At 67.7% G+C, this 21,921-nt stretch carries 15 protein-coding genes; 11 read left to right on the forward strand and 4 right to left on the reverse strand.

Annotation, left to right across the window (positions count from 1 at the left end; translation table 11 throughout):
- The first annotated feature begins 11 nt into the window (after positions 1 to 11).
- Entirely contained in the window at positions 12 to 497 is a 486-nt protein-coding gene (locus BXA00_RS05125; RefSeq protein WP_076516798.1) for a dihydrofolate reductase, read from the forward strand.
- A 63-nt stretch (positions 498 to 560) separates the two neighbouring features.
- On the opposite strand, the gene BXA00_RS05130 is transcribed toward BXA00_RS05125, so the two are convergent.
- Positions 561 to 1,979, reverse strand: a complete 1,419-nt coding sequence (locus tag BXA00_RS05130; protein ID WP_076516800.1) for a PLP-dependent aminotransferase family protein — start codon at positions 1,977 to 1,979, stop codon at positions 561 to 563.
- A gap of 158 nt (positions 1,980 to 2,137) precedes the next feature.
- Between BXA00_RS05130 and BXA00_RS05135 the strand changes: the two genes are divergently transcribed.
- From BXA00_RS05135 to BXA00_RS05180, 10 genes are all read left to right on the forward strand, one after another.
- On the forward strand, positions 2,138 to 3,463 hold the full coding sequence (locus tag BXA00_RS05135; protein WP_076516802.1) for an aspartate aminotransferase family protein: 1,326 nt from the start codon (positions 2,138 to 2,140) through the stop codon (positions 3,461 to 3,463).
- A gap of 106 nt (positions 3,464 to 3,569) precedes the next feature.
- Positions 3,570 to 5,063, forward strand: coding sequence for a CoA-acylating methylmalonate-semialdehyde dehydrogenase (locus BXA00_RS05140; RefSeq protein WP_076516804.1), 1,494 nt, complete (start codon positions 3,570 to 3,572; stop codon positions 5,061 to 5,063).
- A gap of 217 nt (positions 5,064 to 5,280) precedes the next feature.
- Positions 5,281 to 6,792, forward strand: a complete 1,512-nt coding sequence (locus tag BXA00_RS05145; RefSeq protein WP_076516806.1) for a M81 family metallopeptidase — start codon at positions 5,281 to 5,283, stop codon at positions 6,790 to 6,792.
- A gap of 81 nt (positions 6,793 to 6,873) precedes the next feature.
- Positions 6,874 to 8,439, forward strand: a complete 1,566-nt coding sequence (locus BXA00_RS05150) for an ABC transporter substrate-binding protein (protein ID WP_076516808.1) — start codon at positions 6,874 to 6,876, stop codon at positions 8,437 to 8,439.
- Positions 8,440 to 8,516: 77 nt separating this feature from the next.
- Positions 8,517 to 9,458, forward strand: coding sequence for an ABC transporter permease (locus BXA00_RS05155; RefSeq protein ID WP_076516810.1), 942 nt, complete (start codon positions 8,517 to 8,519; stop codon positions 9,456 to 9,458).
- Positions 9,459 to 9,468: 10 nt separating this feature from the next.
- Entirely contained in the window at positions 9,469 to 10,374 is a 906-nt protein-coding gene (locus BXA00_RS05160; RefSeq protein WP_076521803.1) for an ABC transporter permease, read from the forward strand.
- Positions 10,375 to 10,379: 5 nt separating this feature from the next.
- A complete protein-coding gene (locus BXA00_RS05165; protein WP_076516812.1) occupies positions 10,380 to 12,077 on the forward strand; it encodes an ABC transporter ATP-binding protein in 1,698 nt (565 codons plus the stop codon).
- Positions 12,078 to 12,103: 26 nt separating this feature from the next.
- Positions 12,104 to 13,513, forward strand: a complete 1,410-nt coding sequence (locus tag BXA00_RS05170; RefSeq protein WP_076516814.1) for an amidase — start codon at positions 12,104 to 12,106, stop codon at positions 13,511 to 13,513.
- Between the two features lie 29 nt (positions 13,514 to 13,542).
- Complete coding sequence (locus tag BXA00_RS05175; protein ID WP_076516816.1) at positions 13,543 to 15,018, forward strand: M81 family metallopeptidase; 1,476 nt, start codon at positions 13,543 to 13,545, stop codon at positions 15,016 to 15,018.
- 228 nt (positions 15,019 to 15,246) lie between these two features.
- On the forward strand, positions 15,247 to 17,202 hold the full coding sequence (locus BXA00_RS05180; protein ID WP_076516818.1) for a DUF945 family protein: 1,956 nt from the start codon (positions 15,247 to 15,249) through the stop codon (positions 17,200 to 17,202).
- Positions 17,203 to 17,318: 116 nt separating this feature from the next.
- Here BXA00_RS05180 and gcvP read toward each other — a convergent pair whose 3' ends face one another.
- The 3 genes from gcvP to gcvT all read right to left on the reverse strand — a co-directional run bounded on the left by gcvP (position 17,319) and on the right by gcvT (position 21,872).
- A complete protein-coding gene (gene gcvP / locus BXA00_RS05185; protein ID WP_076516820.1) occupies positions 17,319 to 20,192 on the reverse strand; it encodes an aminomethyl-transferring glycine dehydrogenase in 2,874 nt (957 codons plus the stop codon).
- 102 nt (positions 20,193 to 20,294) lie between these two features.
- Entirely contained in the window at positions 20,295 to 20,672 is a 378-nt protein-coding gene (gcvH, locus tag BXA00_RS05190) for a glycine cleavage system protein GcvH (protein ID WP_076516823.1), read from the reverse strand.
- Positions 20,673 to 20,771: 99 nt separating this feature from the next.
- Positions 20,772 to 21,872, reverse strand: a complete 1,101-nt coding sequence (gcvT, locus tag BXA00_RS05195) for a glycine cleavage system aminomethyltransferase GcvT (protein WP_076516825.1) — start codon at positions 21,870 to 21,872, stop codon at positions 20,772 to 20,774.
- Positions 21,873 to 21,921 lie beyond the last annotated feature (49 nt).

Raw genomic sequence — 21,921 nt, forward strand, 5'->3', positions numbered from 1 at the left:
TGCCAGCACGCATGCCCGCCAGCCTTACCCTGATCGTCGCCTACTCCCTCAACCGCGCCATCGGGCGCGACAACGCCCTGCCCTGGAAGCTGCCGGGCGACCTGGCGCACTTCAAGCGCAGCACGCTGGGCCACCCCATCATCATGGGCCGCAAGACCTGGGATTCGCTGGGCCGCCCCCTGCCCGGCCGCAGCAACATCGTCATCAGCCGCAACCCCGATTTCAGCGCCGCCGGCGCCATCCTGGCGCCGACGCTGGAGGCCGCCGTGGCCGCCTGTGGCGACGTCCAGGAAGCCTTTGTGATCGGCGGCGCGCAGATCTACGCGCAGGCCCTGCCGCTGGCCCGGCGCGTGCTGGCGACCGAAGTCCATGCCGAGGTCGAGGGCGACGCGTTCTTCCCGCTGCTGCCGTCGTTCCAATGGAAGGAAACCGCGCGCGAGCCCCAGCCCGCCGAGAACGGCTACCGCTACGACTTCGTCACCTACGAACGGGCCTGAAGCGCGCGCGCAGGAAGTCCGTCAGCCGGAAGCCCGCATGCCTGAAACCGAGGCCGGGCGGCCCTATGCCGCGCCCGCATTGCGCATGAAGCGCCAGAGCGCGGGCGCCGCCGAATACGCCACATTGAAGCGCACCCACGGCGTGTCGGCCTCGTCGGCCTCGAAGTAGGACCCGGGCGCCAGCCAGATCCCGTCCTTGAGCGCCAGCTCCGCCAGGCCGTTGGCGCCGCGTTCGCGCCACTGCCCCGCCACCTTGGCCCACAGGAACAGCCCGCCCTGCGGCCGTCCATGGATCTCGAAGCCATGCTGGCGCATCTGTTCGGCCACTTCCGTGTGCGCCTGCGCCAGCCGCTCGCGGGTGCGCGCGATGTGCGCGCGGTACCGGCCTTCGCGGATCACCTGGTGCACGATGCGTTCCATGATCTCGGGGGTGGTCAGGCCGACCGCCATCTTGGTGCGCGCGATGTCACGGACCAGGTCGCGGTGCGCCACCACATAGCCCACCCGCACGGACGGGCTGATGACCTTGGAGTAGCCGCCCAGGTAGACGACCCGGCGCGCGCCGTCCAGCGCCGCCAGCATCGGCGTCACGCCCGGCGCCAGTTCGCGCGAGATGTCGTCTTCCACCACCCACAGCCCGTGACGCTCGGCCGCCTGCAGGATCCGGAACGCATTGGGCATGCTGATGCTCGCCCCCGAGGGATTCTGCAGCGCGGTATTGATGAAGAGCGCGCGCGGCCGGTGCTGGGCCGCCACGCGCTCGAGCGCGTCGCAATCCAGGCCGTCGATGCTGCGCGGCACCGCGATGACGCGCAGGCCCGCCAGGCGCAACAACTGCAGCAGGTTGGCATAGGCAGGCTGCTCGACGACGACCGTGTCGCCGGGCCGCAGCAAGGTGCGGATCACCGTGTCCAGGCCATGCGTGACGCCCTGCGTCAGCAGCACCTGCGACACCTCGACCTCCATGCCCTGCGCGCTCAGGCTGGCGGCGATGGTCTCGCGCAGCGGCGCGTAGCCATACGGATGGCCGTAGTTGGCGATGCGCATCGCCGGCACGCGCCCCATGTGGCGCAGCGCCATGTGCAGCCCTTCCTCGTTCAGCCACTCGCCCGGCAGCCAGCCGCAGCCCGACTTGATGGGGATGGAATGGTCCGCGAAGATGTCCGACAGCAGCCACCCGGCATTCAGCCGGGGCGGCTCCCAGGACAGGGGTTCGGCGCGCCGCGCCGGCGCGTCCGGCGAGGCCACCCGGTAGCCCGCGCCGGGGCGGGCGGCCAGCCAGCCCTGCGACACCAGTCGGCTGTAGGCGCTGGCCACCGTGAAGGTGCTGACACCATGCTGGCGCGCAAACTCGCGGACCGAGGGTAGGGACATACCCGGACGCAGGGTCTGCGCCTCCACGGCGCGCAGGATGGCGGCGACCAACTGCTCGACGAGGGTGGGCGCGGCCCCGCGACCGCGGATGGGATGGAAGTCGATCACGGACTAACTGTACAGTTGTGGTGCTCGTAACTATACAGTTAGCGCCAAATGCGCGGATTGTATATTTTCATTCGCGGCGGGACGTTCCAGAATCGTCCGAATCCCGCTGCCTGCGCGCGTTTCGCGGCGGCCGCGGTTGTCCCTCTTCCGGAGTCACCATGAACGCCCCCGCCCAGTTGCCCGACCTGTCCCATCTCTGGATGCCTTTCACGGCCAACAAGCAGTTCAAGGCCCAGCCGCGCATGCTGGCCAAGGCCAAAGGCATGTACTACACGTCCACCGACGGGCGCCAGATCCTGGACGGCACGGCCGGCCTGTGGTGCGTGAACGCCGGGCACGGCCGCGAGGAAATCGTCGAGGCGATCGCCCGCCAGGCCGGCGTCATGGATTACGCGCCGGGCTTCCAGCTTGGCCACCCGCTCGCCTTCGAGGCCGCCACCGCCGTCGCGGGCCTGATGCCGCAGGGCCTGGACCGCGTGTTCTTCACGAACTCCGGCTCCGAATCCGTGGACACCACGCTGAAGATCGCCCTGGCCTACCACCGCGCGCGCGGCGAAGGCCAGCGCACCCGGCTGATCGGGCGCGAGCGCGGCTATCACGGCGTGGGTTTCGGCGGCATCTCGGTGGGCGGCATTTCGGCCAACCGCAAGACCTTCTCGGGCGCCTTGCTGCCCGCCGTGGACCACCTGCCCCACACCCATAACCTGGAACACAACGCCTACTCGAAGGGCCAGCCCGCCTGGGGCGCCCACCTGGCCGACGAGCTGGAACGCATCATCGCCCTGCACGACCCCTCGACCATCGCCGCCGTGATCGTCGAGCCCATGGCCGGCTCCACGGGTGTGCTGATCCCGCCCAAGGGCTACCTCGAGAAGCTGCGCGAAATCACCGCCAAGCACGGCATCCTGCTGATTTTCGATGAGGTCATCACCGCCTACGGCCGCCTGGGCGCCGCCACGGCTTCCGAGTTCTTCGGCGTGACGCCGGACATCATCGCCATGGCCAAGGGCGTGAGCAACGCCGCCGTCCCGGCCGGCGCGGTCGCGGTCAAGCGCGAAGTCCACGACGCCATCGTCAACGGACCGGCGGGCGGCATCGAGTTCTTCCATGGCTATACCTATTCGGCGCACCCCCTGGCGGCCGCCGCCATCCTGGCCACCCTGGACATCTATCGCCGCGAAGACCTGTTCGGCCGCGCGCGCAAGCTGTCCGGCGCTTTCCAGGACGCGGCCCACGGCCTGAAGGGCGCGCCGCACGTCATCGACGTGCGCAACCTGGGCCTGGTGTCCGGCATTGAACTGGCCCCGCGCGAGGGCGCCCCCGGCGCGCGCGCCGCCGAAGTCTTCCAGCGCTGCTTCGACAGCGGCCTGATGGTGCGCTATACCGGCGATATCATCGCCGTCTCGCCCCCGCTCATCATCGACGAAGCCCAGATCGGCCAGATCTTCGAGCAGATCGGCAAGATCCTGAAAGAGGTTGCCTGAGTATTCCCCAGCCGCGCGCCCGCCCAGGGCGCCAGTTCCGCAGACGGGCGGCCCGCGCGGCCGCCCACCGCATTCTTGACGAATTCCCGCACCGAGCCTTACACCCATGAAGAAGATTTCCCATTTCATCAACGGCCAACCCTACGAGGGCGGCAGCAGCCGCTACGCCGACGGCTTCAATCCGGCCACCGGCGAGATCTGCTCGGCGATCCCCCTGGCCTCCAACGACGACGTGGCGCTGGCCGTGGCCGCCGCCAAGGCGGCCTTCCCCGCCTGGTCCGAGACGCCGGCGCTCAAGCGCGCCCGCATCCTCTTCAACTTCAAGGCGCTGCTGGACAAGCACCAGGACGAACTGGCCGAGCTGATCACCCGTGAACACGGCAAGGTGTTTTCGGACGCCAAGGGCGAAGTGATGCGCGGCATCGAGATCGTCGAATTCGCCTGCGGCATTCCGCAACTGCTCAAGGGCCAGTATTCCGACCAGATCGGCGGCGGCATCGACAACTGGAGCATGCGCCAGGCGCTGGGCGTGGTGGCCGGCATCACGCCGTTCAACTTTCCGATGATGGTGCCGTGCTGGATGTTCCCCGTTGCCATCGCCTGCGGCAACACCTTTGTCCTCAAGCCGTCCGAACGCGATCCCTCCGCCTCCGTGCGCCTGGCCGAACTGCTGGCCGAAGCGGGCCTGCCCGCCGGCGTCTTCAACGTGGTGCATGGCGACAAGCTCGCCGTGGACGCGCTGATTTCGCACCCTGACGTCGAGGCGTTGTCCTTCGTCGGTTCCACGCCCATCGCAGAGTACATCTACGCTGAAGGCACCAAGCGCGGCAAGCGCGTGCAGGCGCTGGGCGGCGCCAAGAACCATCTCGTGGTCATGCCCGACGCCGACCTGGACCAGGTGACCGACGCGCTGATGGGCGCGGCCTACGGTTCCGCGGGCGAACGCTGCATGGCCATCTCGGTGGCCGTGGCGGTGGGCGACGTGGCCGACAAGGTCGTCGAACGCCTCACGCCGCGCGTCAAGGCGCTGGTGGTCAAGGACGGCATGCAGGCCGACGCCGAAATGGGCCCGCTGGTGACCGCGCAGCACCGCAAGAAGGTGATGGGCTACATCGAGGACGGCATCGCCAGCGGCGCCGACCTGGTGGTCGATGGCCGCGACCTGACGGTGCCCGGCAACGAGAAGGGCTTCTTCCTGGGCGGCACGCTGTTCGACAACGTGAAGCCCGCCATGAACATCTACCGCGAAGAGATCTTCGGACCGGTGCTGTGCATCGTGCGCGTGCCGGACTTCGCCAGCGCGGTGGAGCTGATCAATGCGCATGAGTTCGGCAACGGCGTCGCATGCTTCACCTCCGACGGCGGCGTGGCGCGCGCCTTCGCCCGCCAGATCAAGGTGGGCATGGTAGGCATCAACGTGCCCATCCCCGTGCCCATGGCCTGGCATTCGTTCGGCGGCTGGAAGCGCTCGCTGTTCGGCGACCACCACGCGTATGGCGAGGAAGGCATCCGCTTCTATTCCCGCTACAAGAGCGTGATGCAGCGCTGGCCGGACAGCATCGCCAAGGGCGCCGAATTCACGATGCCTGTGGCCCGGTAGGCCCCCCCCCGAAGCGCTGCCGCGCTTCCCCCCCAGGGGGGCGTCGCAGCGGACCGGCGGAGCCCGGATCCGCGCGACTGCGCTTTGGGACACCGTCACGGGTTAGGGGCGCTTAGCCTATCGCGCGATTCCATGGACGGGAGCGTCCGTGAAATTCTGACACTGGCGCGGCGTTTCGCCGCGCCATCCGAATATCTGTACGACAAGGGGAAACCTGATGCGCATCGGGATCGGCGGCTTTCAGCATGAGACCAATACGTTCGCGCCGTCGCGCGCGGCGTGGGAGGATTTTGCGGACAAGGGCGGGGGGTGGCCGAAGCTGGTCAGCGGGCCCGCAATGTTCGAGGCAGTGGCGGGGGCGAACATTCCGGTGGCGGGCTTCATCGAGGCCATGGGGCAGCATGCGCTGATCCCCACGACGTGGGCCGCCGCGAGTCCCTCCGGCCACGTTACCCGCGATGCGTTCGAACGCATCAGCGCAATGATCCTGCAAGGCCTGTCGCAGGCGCTGCCGCTGGACGGCGTCTACCTGGATCTGCACGGCGCCATGGTCACCGAGCACCTGGACGACGGCGAAGGAGAGCTCCTCAAACGCGTGCGCGAACTGGTCGGTCCGGACGTGCCAGTCGTGGCCAGCCTGGACCTGCACGCCAACGTGACCCGCGCCATGGTGCGCCATGCCGACGCGCTGGTCTGCTATCGCACCTATCCCCACATCGACATGGCCGAGACCGGGCAGCGCGCCGCCGGCCTGCTGGCGCAGCGCCTTGCCGGCGTGCCGCGCCACTACGTGGCCCTGCGCAGCCTGCCCTTCCTGATTTCCCTGTGCTGGCAGTCCACCGATATCGAACCGGCGCGCAGCCTGTACCAGCGGGTGGGCGACATGGAAGCGCGCGGCGCGGCAAGCGTGTCTTTTGCGACCGGTTTTCCGGCCGCGGACTTTCCCGAATGCGCGCCCACGGTCTGGGCCTACGGCGCCACGCAGGCTGACGCCGACGCCGCCGCCGACGAGATGGCGCGCGCGGTGCTCAATGCGGAGCAGGACTTCGGCGGCAGGCTCTACACGCCGGACGAAGCCGTGCAGGAAGCGCTGCGGCTCGCCCGCGGCGCCAACAAGCCGGTGGTGATTGCCGACGCGCAGGACAACCCCGGCGCGGGCGGCAGTTCCGACACCACCGGCCTGCTGCGCGCGCTGATCCGCCACGACGCGCGCGATACCGCCATCGGCCTGATCGTGGACCCGGCCGCCGCGCTGGCCGCGCACCGCGCCGGCGAAGGCAACACGCTGCGGATTGCACTGGGTGGACATTCGGGTATTCCCGACGACGCTCCCCTGGACGCCGAATTCATCGTCGAAAAAACGTCCGACGGACGCTTCGATACGCATGGCGCGTTCTATCGCGGCTTTCACATGGACCTGGGCGCCAGCGCCTGCCTGCGCATCGGCGGCGTACGCATCATCGTCGCCTCCAACAAGGTGCAGATGGCCGACCAGGAAATGTTCCGCTTCGCGGGCGTGGAACCCACGCGCGCGGCGATCCTGGTGGTCAAGAGTTCGGCGCATTTTCGCGCCGATTTCACCGCCATCGCGCACACGATCCTGGTCTGCGCCGCCCCCGGCTCCATGCTGATGGATGCGGCAAAACAACCATGGACACGGTTGCGTCCCGGTATCAGAATGGCGCCTTGCGGACCGGTATTCGACGGCCGGGCCGCAGCGACAGCCTGACCCTCGCGCGCCGCCGTTGCGCGGCGCGTCAACGACGTAGCGGCCCATCGCGCCGCTCACTACGCTTCAAGGGGAAATTACATGCTCAAGTTTGTCCGAGCGGCCGCATTGGCCGGCGTCACTCTCGCGATGGCTCACGGCGCCTACGCCGAGACCGTCATCAAGACGGTGATGCACTCGCCTCTGCGCCTGACCGATCCGCACGCCACCACCGCCTACATCACGACGTGGCACGGCTACATGATCTACGACACCTTGCTGGCCACCGATGCCGACAACAAGGTGCAGCCGCAGATGCTTGAGAAGTGGGAGGTCTCGCCCGACGGCAAGACCTACACCATGACGCTGCGCCCCGGCCAGAAGTGGCACGACGGCCAGCCGGTGACGGCCGAGGACTGCGTCGCGTCGATCAAGCGCTGGGCCGCGGGCGACGGCATGGGCCGCACCCTGCTCAAGTTCACCGACAAGATCGAAGTCATCGACGACAAGAGCTTTCGCATCGTCATGAAGGAACCCACGGACCTGGCGCTGCGCGCCCTGTCCAAGCCCACCGGCACCGCGCCGTTCATGATGCCCAAGCGCATCGCAGAACAGCCCATCGGCAAGCCCATCACCGACATGACCGGTTCGGGTCCGTTCAAGATCGCCGAATTCAAGCCGGGCGTGAAGACCGTCTACGTCAAGAACACCGACTACGTGCCGCGCAAGGAACCCGTCAGCGGCCTGGCCGGCGGCAAGGTCGTCAACGTGGACAAGGTCGAGTGGGACGTCATGCCCGACGCGCTGACCACCGCCAACGCGCTGCTCGGCGGCGAGATCGACTTCGTCGAGCAGTTCCCGTATGACCTGTTGCCGATGATCGAAGGCAACAAGGATCTGAAGGAAGAGTCGCTCAGCCCGGTCGGCTACTTCACGATGTACCGCTTCAACTTCAAGTACCCGCCCTTCGACAACAAGAAGATCCGCCAGGCCGCCATGTACGCGATCGGCCAGGAAGACGTGATGAAGGCGCTGGTCGGCAATCCCAAGTACTGGAAGACCTGCGCTTCGCTGTGGGGCTGCGGCACGCCGCTGGAAAGCGATATCGGCAAGGAAATGGTCGTTCCGTCGAACATCGAGAAGGCCAAGGCGCTGCTCAAGGAAGCGGGCTACGACAACACGCCCATCCTGGTCATGCACGCCACCGACGTCGGCACGCTGTCGGCGCAACCGGTCGTGATGGCCGCGGCGCTGCGCAAGGCCGGCTTCAACGTCAACCTGGCGGCGATGGACTGGCAGAGCGTGGCCACCCGCCGCGCCTCGAAGGCCGCGCCCGCCGAAGGCGGCTGGAACGTCCACAACACCAACTGGTACGCCACCGACGTGATGGATCCGGTGCGCTCGGCCCCGGCCGCGGCCAACGGCGACAACGCCTGGTTCGGCTGGCCCGACTTCCCGCAGATCGAAGAACTGCGCACGAAGATGGCGCTCACCGCCGACCCGGCCGAACAGAAGAAGATCGCCGACGAAGTGCAGCGCATCGGCATCGACGAAGGCCTGTACGTGCCGCTGGGCCAGATGTCCGTGCCCACCGTCTATTCGACCAAGCTGTCGGGCCTGGTGCACGCGCCGGTCTTTGCATTCTGGAACGTCAAAAAGGCCCCTTGAAGGGGCAGGGGCCCGCGCGCGGCTTGCGGTAGCGCGCGCGAGCCCTCTTAGATCTCATAGAGATCAGGGGGAATTACATGCTGGCATTTGTCTCACGCCGGCTCCTCGCGACCATCCCCGTGCTGGTGATGGTCGCGGTGGTGGTCTTTGCGATATTGCGTTTCAGCCCCGGGGATCCGGCCATCATCATGGCGGGCGACGGCGCCACGCCCGAGCGTATCGTCCAGATACGGCAGACGATGGGCCTGGACCAGCCGGTGGTCAAACAATTCTTCATCTGGGGCGGCAGGCTCCTGCAGGGCGACCTGGGCACCTCGCTCATGTCCGGCGTGCCGGTCACCAAGCTGATCGGACAGCGTCTCGAACCTTCCCTCAGCCTGGCAGTCCTGACGCTGGTGTTCACGCTGATCGTCGCCATTCCGCTGGGCGTTTTGGCCGCCTGGCGCCAGGGCAAGCTCCTGGATCGCGCGGTGATGGGCTTTTCGGTGCTGGGATTCTCGGTGCCGGTGTTCGTCACGGGCTATCTGCTGATCTGGATCTTCGCCATCAAGCTGGGCTGGTTCAACGTGCAGGGCTATACGCCGCTGGAAAAAGGTTTCTGGCCTTTCCTGCACCGGCTCATCCTGCCTTCGCTGGCGCTGTCCACCGTCTACGTGGCGCTGATCGCCCGCATCACGCGCACCAGCGTCATCGAGGTCATGGGCGAGGATTTCATCCGCACGGCCCGCTCCAAGGGCCTGGGCGAAACCGGCGTGCTGCTCGGGCATGCGCTGCGCAATGCCGCCGTGCCCATCGCCACGGTCGTGGGCGTGGGCATCGCGCTGCTGATCAGCGGCGTCGTCGTGACGGAATCGGTATTCAACATCCCCGGCCTCGGCCGGCTGGTGGTGGAAGCCGTGCTGGCGCGCGACTACCCGGTCATCCAGGGCCTGACGCTCTTCTTCGCGTTCGTCTACGTGTTCATCAATCTTGTTGTCGATTGCGCCTATACGGTGTTCGACCCGCGGATCAGGTACTGACACCATGAGCATGCAAACGCCAACCGACGCCGCCGCGCAGGCGGCCGCCGACCTCCCCGGAGGCGGCACTCCCCATGTCACCGCCTGGCGGCAGATCCGCCAGGGGCTCAAGAGCTGGCCCGTCATGCTGGCGCTGGTGGTGCTGACGGCGATCGTCTTGATCGCCCTCTTCGCGCCGCTGCTGGGCACGGTGGACCCCACCCTCCTGAACCCGGGCGCGCGGCTCAAGCAGCCTTTCACCGATTACCTGCTGGGCACCGACGCCTTCGGCCGCGACGTGTGGTCGCGCGTGGCCTACGGCGCGCGCATCTCGCTGATCGCGGGCCTGGGCGCGGCCGTGGTCAGCGTGGTCATCGGACTGGTCATCGGCGTCATCGCCGGCTGGTTCCGGTCGCTGGACGGTCCCATCATGCGCACCATGGACGCCATCATGGCGATTCCCGGCATCCTGCTGGCGATCGCCCTGGTGTCGGTCACCGGCGCCAGCATCACGACCGTGCTCGTGGCCATCACCATTCCGGAAATCCCGCGGGTGGTGCGCCTGGTGCGCGGGCAGATCCTGAGCGTGCGCGGCGAACCCTACGTCGAAGCCGCGCTGGCCCTGGGCACGCCGCTGCCGCTGCTGCTGTGGCGCCACATGGTGCCCAGCACGGTGGCGCCGCTGACCGTGCAGGGCACGTACGTGTTTGCGTCCGCCATGCTGACCGAGGCCATCCTGAGCTTCCTGGGCGCGGGCATCCCGCCCGAGATCGCGTCCTGGGGCAACATCATGTCCGAAGGCCGCATGTATTTCCGCATGCTGCCCGGCCTGATCCTGTTCCCCGGACTGTTCCTGTCGCTGACCGTGCTCAGCGTGAACATCCTGGGCGACGCCTTGCGCGACGCGCTGGACCCGAAAATGGTGCGCAGGATCTGATGCCGATGAACTATTCCCCCAATCCCCCCGCGGGCGATACCTCGTCCGCCATCCTGGCCATCCGCAACCTGTCGGTCGAAGTCGCGGGCGCGGGCAACCGCGTCGTGCGCAACCTCAGCCTGGACGTGCATGCCGGCGAAACGGTCTGCGTGGTCGGCGAGTCCGGTTCGGGCAAGTCCGTCACGTCGCTGGCCGTCATGGGCCTGCTGCCGCAGGGCATCCTGCGCATCAGCGCCGGCTCCGTCCGCGTCGAAGGCGAAGACGTCGCCACCGCCACGCAGCGGCGCCTGCGCGAAATGCGGGCCACGCGCATGGCGATGGTCTTCCAGGAGCCCATGACCGCGCTGAACCCGGTGCACACGGTGGGCAAGCAGGTCGACGAAGTGCTGCGCCTGCACCGCAAGGCCATGTCCGCGGCCGAGCGCCGCGCCAAGGTGCTGGACATGTTCCAGTCGGTGCACCTGCCCGACATCGAACGTATCTACGACGCCTATCCGCACCAGCTCTCCGGCGGCCAGCGCCAGCGCATCGTGATCGCGATGGCGCTCATCCTGGAGCCCAAGCTGCTGATCGCCGACGAGCCCACCACGGCCCTGGACGTCACCACGCAGAAGCAGATCCTGTCGCTGATCAAGGAGCTGCAGGTCAAGCACCAGACCGCGGTGCTGTTCATCACCCACGATTTCGGCGTGGTGGCCGAGATCGCCGATCGCATCGTCGTCATGAACCGCGGCGACCTGATCGAAAGCGGGACGCGCCATGAGATCCTGGCCGAGCCCAAGCAATCCTATACGCGCCGCCTGGTGTCCTCGGTGCCCAGCCTGGTGCCCTCGCGCCGCGACGCGCCCGCCGGGGCGCCCGTGCTGCACGTCAAGGGCCTGGGCCGCACGTATGCCGGCAAGAGCTCGCTGTTTTCCCGCAAGGCGTCGCAGGGCGTCATCGCCGCCACGGACGTCAACCTGACGCTGCGCAAGGGCGAGATCCTGGGCATCGTCGGCGAATCGGGGTCGGGCAAGTCGACGGTGGCGCGCTGCATCGTGCGGCTCATCGAGCCCACGGCCGGGCACATGATGATGGGCGGCGAAGACCTCAGCACGCTGTCCGGGTCGGCGCTGCGTCCGGTGCGCCGGCGCATCCAGATCGTGTTCCAGGATCCGTACCGCTCGTTGAATCCGCGCCGCACGGTCGGCGAATCCATCATCGAAGGGCTCCTGAACTTTGGGGTGCCGCGCGACCAGGCGCTCAAGCGCGCCGGCGAGACGCTCAGCGTGGTGGGCCTGAGCCCCGACGCCATGCGCCGCTATCCGCACCAGTTCTCGGGCGGCCAGCGCCAGCGCATCTGCATCGCGCGCGCCCTGGTCATGGACCCCGAGATCCTGGTGGCCGACGAGGCCGTCTCGGCGCTGGACGTGTCGGTCCAGGCCCAGGTGCTGGAACTGCTGGAACAGGTGCGCGAGCGCACGGGCGTGGGCGTGCTGTTCATCACGCACGACCTGCGCGTGGCCGCGCAGATCTGCGACACCATCATGGTGATGCAGCGCGGCCAGGTCGTCGAAACGGGCTCGGCCGAAACCGTGCTGACCGAGCCCCGCCATGAATACACGCGGGCCCTGATCGACGCCGCGCCCGGCCGCGACTGGGACTTCCGCAACTTCCGTCCCATCGCGTCCGGCCTGATGCCGGCCGCGTCGCCCGCCTCCTGACAAACTTGCGCACCACTGGAATCGAGATGCCGCAACCGCATGAACTGTCCGCCCATGAACTTCTCCAGGCGTATCGCAGCAAGACCCTCTCGCCCGTGGAGGTCACCCGCTCCGTGCTGGACCACATCGCGCGCTGGGAACCCCGGCTGAAGGCGACCTACGCGCTGGATCCGGAAGGCGCGCTGGCCATGGCCCGCGCGTCCGAGGCCCGCTGGATGAAGGGCGAGCCGCAGACCTGCGGCGGCGTGTCGCTCGACGGCGTGCCCGCCACCATCAAGGAAAACATCGCCACCCGCGGCGTGCCGGTGCCCCTGGGCACCGCGGCCACCGACCTGACCCCGGCCGCGGCCGACGCCCCGCCCGCGGCGCGCATGCGCGAGGCGGGCGCCGTGCTGATCGGCAAGACCACCATGCCCGACTACGGCATGCTATCGTCCGGGCTGTCCAGCTTCCACGACCTGACGCGCAACCCGTGGGACCTGACCAAGAACCCGGGCGGCTCCAGCGCGGGCGCCGGCGCGGCCGCGGCCGCTGGCTACGGACCGCTGCACATCGGCACCGACATCGGCGGCTCGGTCCGGCTGCCCGCGGCCTGGTGCGGCATCGCCACGCTCAAGCCCAGCCTGGGACGCATCCCCATCGACCCGCCCTTCATGGGCCGTTGCGCCGGTCCCATGACGCGCACCATCACCGACGCGGCCCTCATGATGGGCGTGCTGTCCCAACCGGACGCGCGCGACCACATGAGCCTGCCCTACCAGGCGTTCGACTGGCTGGACCTGGAGCAAGACGTGCGCGGCCTGCGCATCGGCCTGCTGCTGGACGCGGGTTGCGGATTGCCGCTGGATCCGGAAACCCGCGAGGCGGTCGAGGCCGCCGCGCGCGCCTTCGAAGCCGCGGGCGCCATCGTCACGCCCATGCAGCCCTGGATGACGCCCGACATGCTGGACGGCGTCGACCGCTTCTGGCGCACCCGCTCGGCCATCGACCTGGCCGCCCTGCCCGACGAACGCCGCGCCAAGATCCTGCCCTTCATCCGCGCCTGGGCCGAAAGCGGCGCCGGACACAGCGGCGAGGCGGTCTTTCGCAGCTACTACGAGACGCTGAATGTGCGAGCGCGCACCGTCGCGGCCTGCGCACCGTTCGACTACGTGCTGTCGCCCGTCGCGCCGGTCGTGGCCTACAACGCCGAGTGGCCCTCGCCCACCAACGAGGTCGCCACCACGATGCACCACATCGGCTTCACCCTGCCCTTCAACATGAGCGAGCAGCCCGCCGCCTCGGTCAATTGCGGCTACACCAAGGCGGGCCTGCCGATCGGGCTGCAGATCGCCGGCCCGCGCTTTGACGACCTGGGCGTGCTGCGCATCGCGCGCGCCTGGGAGCGGATGCGCCCCGCGCAGCGCCCCTGGCCCCAGCCGCCCGCGGCAAACTGACTTTCCACGGCAACCCACAGGAACCTCCCATGCGTTGGCTTTTGGCAATGATCAAGCACGAGACGAATACGTTTTCGCCCGTGCCCACCCCGCTCGAGCGCTTCTTTCGCGGCAGTCCCGAGATCCTGGCCGGCGAGCGCGCCATCCGGGCCTATGAAAACACCGATAGCGGCCTGGGCGGCTACATCGAGGTCGCGCGCCGCGAAGGCGCCCAGATGGTGGTGCCGGTGGCGGCGGAATCCTGGCCCAGCGGTCCGACCAGCGCCGCCACGCACGAGCGGCTGTGCGAGCTGGTCCTGGACGAGGTCAGGCGCGGCGGCTTCGACGCCATCCTGCTGGACCTGCACGGCGCCATGGTCGCCGAGGGCGTGGAGGACGCCGAAGGCGACCTGCTGCGCCGCCTGCGCGAGATCGATCCCAAGACGCCGGTGGCCGTGACGCTGGACATGCACGCCAACCTCTACGACAACATCGTCAGCAACGCCACCGTCATCAGCGGCTTTCACACCTATCCCCACGTGGACATCCGCGATGCGGGCGTGCGCGCGGCCAATGTCATCGTCCGCACCCTCAAGGGCGAGATCAAGCCGGTGATGGCCTGGGCCAACCGGCCCATGCTGCCGCACATCATGTGCCAGGGCACGCACGCTGCGCCCAACAAGCCCCTGCAGGAGCGGTGCAAGGAACTGGAGGCGGGCGGCGTGCTGGCCGCCTCGGTCTTCGTGGGCTTTCCGCACGCGGACATCCGCGAGGCGGGCCTGAGCGCCGTGGTCTGTACCGACGGCAATCTCGCCGCCGCCGAACAGCATCGCGACGAACTGCTGGACCGCGCCTGGAACGGCCGCGCCGACTGGGTGTTCCATTCCGAACCGCTGGCGCCCACGATTGCGCGCGCCAAGGCCATCGAACAAGGCCCGGTCGTGCTGCTGGACCACTACGACAACACGGGCTCGGGCGGCACCATGGACACGACGGCCGTGCTGGCCGAAGTGATGCGCCAGGAACTGGACAACGTGGTCTTCTACGCCATCTGCGACCCGCAGGCCGCGCGCGAGGCGGCCGATGCCGGCGTGGGCAGCACCATCACGATCAAGCTGGGCGGCAAGATGGCGATGCCGGCGCTCAGCCAACCCAGCGAACCGCTGGAAGTCACCGGCCGCGTCAAGCTGGTGTTCGACGGCGTTTACCTGAACCGCGGCCCCATGTACCGCGGCGTGCGCAACGACACCGGCCTGACCGTGGTGATCGACACCGGCCGCGTGGAGATCGTGGTCGTGTCGCGCCACCAGGAGCCCTTCGACATCAATTGCCTGCTGTCGGCGGGGATCGATCCGCTGCAAAAGCGCTACGTCGTCCTGAAGAGCCGGATCCACTGGCGCGCGGGCTTTTCGGACATGGCCACCGAAATCATCGAATGCACCGGCGTGGGCGTCACCACCTCCGACTACGGCCAGCTTGAATTCAAGCACGTGCGCCGCCCGATCTATCCGCTCGACCCGCTGTAAAACCAGGCGCTTTGTCGACAAAAAAGCCGGCGCGCATGCGCCGACTTTCATTTTGAAATCTTCGGTAACGGCACGCGCGTTCGGGTAGACACGCGTCTCGGTATACTCCGCCGCGGGCCTTACAGGCCGATGAACACGCGTATTCCGGATGCGTCCGCAGTTGGGGCAGCGGCTCCATGAGCCGCCATCGCCGGATATGACTCGATAATCAACGATACAAGCAGAACGATGAAAAAGAGCGTAGCGATCACCCTGGGCGTGGTCATAGTGGGAGCGGGAAGCTGGGTTGGCGCCACGTGGTACACCGGCAAGCGGATCGAAGCGGACTCGCAGCGCTATCTGGCGCAAGCCAATGAAAAGCTGGCCAAGATCACGCCGTTGTTCGGTCTGCGCATCGATCAGTTGAAATACGAACGCGGCCTGTTTTCGACGCAGGCGCGCTATGGCGTGTCCTTCCTCAAGAACGACAAGAGCCCGAACGACATGCCCCCGGGCATGATCGAGTTCGACGCCAATGTCGAGCACGGCCCCTTCCCCAAGAGCGCCCTGGCGCGCGGCGCCATCGCGCCCAAGCTGGCCTTCATCCACAGCGAGATCGCCAAGACCGACAACGTCGCGCCCGTGTTCGAGCTGACCAAGGGCGTCTCGCCCCTGATGAGCGACGCCATCGTCGGCTACGGCGGCAACGCCACGTCGACCGCCATGATTGCGCCCATCACGGTCACGCATGACGGCAATGCGCTCGATTTCAGCGGCATGAAGGTGGAAGGCACCTTCGACCGCGACTCGCAGGCCGTCACCGCGCACGGCTTGATGGACAAGCTGGAAGTCGATGGCACCAAGAGCCACGATCCGGTGAAGATCACCCTGGCCGGCCTGACCCTGGACGTCGACAGCCGCATGGGCAAGTTCGGCATTTCGATGGGCAATTCCGACCTGAAGATCAAGCGCCTGGACGTCCTGCGCCCGACCGAAGACATCAAGTTCTCGCTGGACAACTTCGCCTATGGCGTCAAGCTGTCCGAGGACGACAAGACGATCAACGTGCAGGCCGCTTACAACACCGGCGACATGACCGTGAACGACGTGGCGCTGGGCAGCGGCCAGGCCGTGGTCAAGCTGGCCAAGCTGGACGGTCCGGCCGTCAAGCAACTGTCCGACACCTACAATCAGCTCGTGCGTCAGCTCATGATGGGCGTCAGCGACGAAGGCCTGAAGGACGAACAGTTCGACGTGATTCTGGACAACGCCGGCAAGCTGCTGGCGGGCAATCCGTCGTTCAGCATCGATCCCTTGAGCTGGAAGACGGCCAAGGGCGAGAGCAAGCTGACCTTCTCGCTGGAACTGGCCAACCCGGCCAACGTCAAGGACCTCACTCCGCAGGAAATCGCGGTCCAGGCGATCAAGAAGATCGATGCCTCGCTGGTCATTTCCAAGCCCATGATCCAGGACCTGATGGTGCAGTACGCCATCAAGAAGGAAGGCGCGGCAGCCGACCAGGCCGCCGCCCAGGCCGACGAGCAGATGCGCCAGATGGCCGGCATGGCCGAGATGCTCAACGTGGGCAAGAACGACGGCGACAACATCGTCGGCCGGTTCACCTTTGCCGACGGCGTGGGCGACCTGAACGGCCAGAAGATCCCCGCCGAAGAACTGTTCAGCGGCCTCCTGGGCGCCACCGGCATGGACTCGATGGACGACGACGACGATCTGTCCGGCCTGGGCATGGACCCGGACGCGGAACCCGCCGTGCCGGCCCCGGCCGTGGGCATGATGCAGGACTTCAACCTGGACGACGTCGCCAGCATGCTGGATGACATGGGCTACACCGTCACGCGCGCCGACGGCACCGACGGTCCCGTGCTGGTCCTGAACCCGGGCACCACCGGCGCCAGCGACCTGCGCCTGGAGTTCCTGTGCAACGACTTCACCGAAAAGTGCCTGGACCTGGTGTTGACCGCCACCTACAGCACCAAGAAGCCGATGACGCTCAAGGCCATCAATGCCTGGAACCAGGAATACCGCTGGTCCCGCGCCTACCTGGATGACAAGAACCAGGCCGTGCTGCAGATGGACATGAACGCGGAAGGCGGACTGGGCAAGGACAACCTGCAGATCCTGCTCAATACCTTCATCAGCATCGCCGAAGACTTCGGCGCCGAGGCCAAGGCGCCGGCAAAGTAAGCCCGCGCTGAAGCAAGCCAAGAAAAAGCCCCCGTCGTCATAAACGACGGGGGCTTTTTTACGCCCTGGCCCGGGCGCAAAGCGCCCGGCCGGAGCCAGACCCTTCTGGCAATGCCTTAGGCGTAGGCCTCGACCGGCAGGCAGGCGCACACCAGGTTGCGATCGCCGTAGGCGTTGTCCACGCGCGCGACCGGCGGCCAGTACTTGGCGTCGCGCAGCGTCGCCACCGGGTAGGCGGCCTGCTGGCGCGGGTAGTCGTGCAGCCATTCTTCGGCCAGCAGCATCTGGGCGGTGTGGGGCGCGTTCTTCAGGACGTTGTCGTCACGGTCGCGTTCGCCGCGCTCGACCTGGGCGATCTCTTCGCGGATCGCGATCATCGCGTCGATGAAGCGGTCCAGTTCGGCCACGCCTTCGGATTCGGTCGGTTCGACCATCAGGGTGCCGGCCACCGGGAAGCTCATGGTGGGCGCATGGAAGCCGTAGTCCATCAGGCGCTTGGCGATGTCTTCGGCGCTGATGCCGCTGGTTTCCTTGAGCGGACGCACGTCCAGGATGCACTCGTGCGCCACGCGGCCGTTGCGGCCCGCGTACAGGACCGGATAGTGGTCGCGCAGGCGGGTGGCGATGTAGTTGGCATTCAGGATCGCGACTTCCGTGGCGCGGCGCAGGCCGTCCGCGCCCATCAGGGCGATGTACACGAACGGGATCGGCAGGATGCCGGCCGAACCGAACGGCGCGGCCGAGACCGGACCGACCTTGGCCTCGCCAGGCAGCTTGCCCTGCTCGTTCACGACGCCCGGCAGGTAAGGCGCCAGGTGCGCGCGCACCGCCACGGGGCCCACGCCGGGGCCGCCGCCGCCGTGCGGAATGCAGAAGGTCTTGTGCAGGTTCAGGTGCGACACGTCCGAGCCGAACTTGCCGGGCTTGGCCACGCCGACCATGGCGTTCATGTTGGCGCCGTCCAGGTACACCTGGCCGCCGGCCTGGTGTACCAGGTCGCAGATTTCGGTGACAGCTTCCTCGAACACGCCGTGCGTGGACGGGTACGTGATCATCAGCGCGGCCAGCTTGTCGCCGACCTGTTCGATCTTGGCGCGCAGGTCCGCGAGGTCCACGTTGCCATTGGCGTCCGACGCCACCACCACCACATCCATGCCGGCGAGCTGGGCCGAGGCCGGGTTGGTGCCGTGGGCCGACGACGGGATCAGGCAGATGTTGCGCTGGTGCTGGCCGTTGGCCTGGTGATAGCCGCGAATGGCGAGCAGGCCCGCGTATTCGCCCTGCGCGCCCGAGTTGGGCTGCAGGCTGATGTTGTCGTAGCCGGTGATCTCGCACAGCGCGGCGGACAGGCGGTCGATCAGTTCGGCGTAGCCCTGGCTCTGCGAGGCGGGCGCGAACGGGTGGATCAGCGCGAACTCGGGCCAGGTGATGGGGATCATCTCAGCCGTGGCGTTCAGCTTCATGGTGCACGAACCCAGCGGGATCATCGTGCGGTCCAGGGCCAGGTCCTTGTCGGCCAGCTTGCGCAGGTAGCGCAGCATGTCGGTTTCGGACTGGACGCTGGAGAAGACGGGATGCGTCAGGATCGCGCTTTCGCGGGCGACCGAGGCGGGAATGCCGCCGGCGGCGGCGGCGTCGAGCGCGTCGATGTCGAGTTCGACGTCATCGCGCTGCAGGCCGGCGGCGAAGACGTTGACCAGCGCCTGCAGGTCGGCCACGGTGACCGTTTCGTCCAGCGAGACGGCCAGGCGCGCGCCGTCGACGCGGCGCAGGTTGATGTGCGCGCAATCGGCGGCGGTCAGGATGGCGGGCGTCGCGGCGCCCGTTTCCAGCAGCAGCGTGTCGAAGAACGTGTCGTTGACGACCTTGACGTCCAGCTTGATCAGTTCGGCGCGCAGGATGGCGGTGGCGCGCTGCACGCGCTCGGCGATGCGGCGGATGCCGGCCGGGCCGTGCCACACGGCGTACATGCCGGCCATCACGGCCAGCAGCACCTGCGCCGTGCAGATGTTGGAGGTGGCCTTCTCGCGGCGGATGTGCTGTTCGCGGGTCTGCAGCGCCAGGCGCAGCGCCGGGTTGCCCTGTGCGTCCTTGGACACGCCGACCAGGCGGCCGGCCATGTTGCGCTTGAAGGCGTCTTTGCAGGCCATGAAGCCGGCGTGCGGGCCGCCAAAACCGAACGGCACGCCAAAGCGCTGCGCCGAACCGATGGCGATGTCCGCGCCCCATTCGCCCGGGGCGGCCAGGAGGGCCAGCGCCAGCAGGTCGGTCGCGCAGGCGACCACCGCGCCCTGCGCGTGGGCGGCCTCGGCCAGCTTGCGGTAGTCGGAGACGGAACCCGTGCTGTGCGGGTACTGCAGCAGCACGCCGAAGCACTCGGGCAGGCCTTCGGCCTCGTCGCCGATGCGGATCTCGATATCCAGGCCTTCGGCGCGCGTGCGCACGACCTCGATGGTCTGCGGATGCACGTGGCGCGAGATGAAGAACACCGGGCTCTTGGACTTGGCGCTGCGGCGCGCGAGCGTCATGGCTTCGGCGGCGGCGGTGCTTTCGTCCAGCAGCGAGGCGTTGGAGATGTCCAGGCCCGTCAGGTCGGCGACCATGGTCTGGTAGTTCAGCAGGGCTTCCAGACGGCCCTGCGAGATCTCGGGCTGGTAGGGCGTGTAGGCCGTGTACCAGGCGGGATTTTCAAGAATGTTGCGCAACACCACGTTGGGCGTCTGCGTGCCGTAGTACCCCTGCCCGATGTAGCTGCGGTAGACCTTGTTGCGGCCCGCGACCTGCTTCAGTTCGGCCAGCACATCGGCTTCGCTGCGCGATTGCGGCAGCGCCAGCGGCTCCTGGCTGCGGATCTTGGGGGGCACGACTTCTTCGATCAGGGCGTCCAGGCTGTCGCTGCCGATCACGGCAAGCATGGCGGCCTGGTCGGCGTCGGAGGGGCCGATGTGGCGGGGGATGAAGTCGGTATGGGTGTCTAGGGCGCGCGACATGGGGAGATCTCGGGGTAGCGGGTGTCGTCGAAGGGACGGACGGTATTGCATCTGGCGCAAGGGGCGCGGCGCCTGCCGGCCCCGCGCCGCCTGCTGGCCGGCTTAGCCGTTGGCGACGGCTTCGTAGCCGGCGGCGTCCAGCAGCTTGTCGGCGTCGGCCGCGTTGTCCGGCTTGATCTTGAAGATCCAGGCGGTGAAGGCCGATTCGTTGATCAGGTTGGGGTTGCTTTCCAGTTCTTCGTTGAAAGCGACGATTTCGCCGGCGACCGGCGCGTAGATGTCCGAGGCGGCCTTGACCGACTCGACCACGCCGGCGGTTTCACCCGCAGCCAGCTTGGCGCCGACGTTCACGTCGCCGACGAAGACCAGATCGCCCAGTTGATCCTGGGCGGTGTCGGTGATGCCGACGACGAACACGTCGCCCTCGGCTTTGACCCATTCATGGGATTCGGTGTACTTGCGATCGGTGGGCAGACTCATGGGAACTCCTGAGGGAATGCGGGTAGATGAATGGTGTTGCGCGCCTCGCGCGGACGGCCGCCGCCCAGACCGGGTGGGCGCCCGCGCGAAGCTTCGAGTTTACGAGTGTTCGACGGCTTTGCCGTTACGCACGAAAGGCAGCTTGCACGCCACGGCGGGCACCCACTTGCCGCGGATGTCGACCTCGACCGTGTCGCCGGGCGCCACGCCTTGCGGCAGGCGCGCAAAGCCGATGGACACGCCCAGCGTGGGCGACATGGTGCCGCTGGTGAGCTCGCCCATGCCTTGCGCGGTGCGCACGGCCATGTGCGCGCGCATGACGCCGCGGTCCTGCAGCTTCAGGCCGATGAAGGTGGCCGGCGTGGCGAATTGTTCCAGCGCGTCGCGGCCGATGAAGCGGCGGTCCGCGTTCTTGAGCGACACGGTCCAGGTGAGGCCGGCTTCGCCGGGCTGGGTCAGTTCGTCCATGTCCTGGCCGTAGAGATTCATGCCGGCTTCCAGGCGCAGCGTGTCGCGCGCGCCCAGGCCCGCCGGGCGCACGCCCTGGGCGACGAGGTCGCGCCAGAACTGCACCGCGTCGGCGGCGGGCAGGACGATTTCAAAACCGTCTTCGCCGGTGTAGCCCGTGCGGGCGACCAGGGTGTCGTCGCTCACGCGGGCGGCGACAAAGGGGGTGAGGGATTCGCTGGCGGCCTTCCAGGCCGGGCGCGCGGCCCAGACCTTGGCGCGGGCATTGGGGCCCTGCACGGCGACCATGGCCAGGTCGCGGCGCGGCGTGATGGCGACGTCGAACGCGCCAGCCTGCTTGACGCGCTGCATCCAGGCCACGTCCTTGTCCGCGGTGCCGGCGTTGACCACCACGCGCCATTCGTCGACGGCGAAGAAATAGATGATGAGGTCGTCGATGACGCCGCCCTGCGGATTGAGCATGCAGCTATACAGCGCCTTGCCCGGCACCGTCAGCTTGGCCACGTCGTTGGCGACCAGGCGCTGCAGGAAGGCGTAGGCGTCGGGCCCGGCCACGTCGACGTTCAGCATGTGCGAGACGTCGAACATGCCCGCGTCCTGCCGCACCGCGTGGTGTTCTTCAAGCTGCGAACCGTAGGCGAGCGGCATGTCCCAGCCGCCGAAATCGACCATGCGGGCGCCGGCCGCGATGTGTTCTTCGGCCAACGGGGTGCGTTTGAGGGGTGCGGACATGCGGGGAACTCCGGGACGGCAGTGATGCCAGGGTTACGGAATGCCGCTG

The organism is Achromobacter sp. MFA1 R4 (genome assembly GCF_900156745.1).
Classification (GTDB): Bacteria; Pseudomonadota; Gammaproteobacteria; order Burkholderiales; family Burkholderiaceae_B; genus Achromobacter.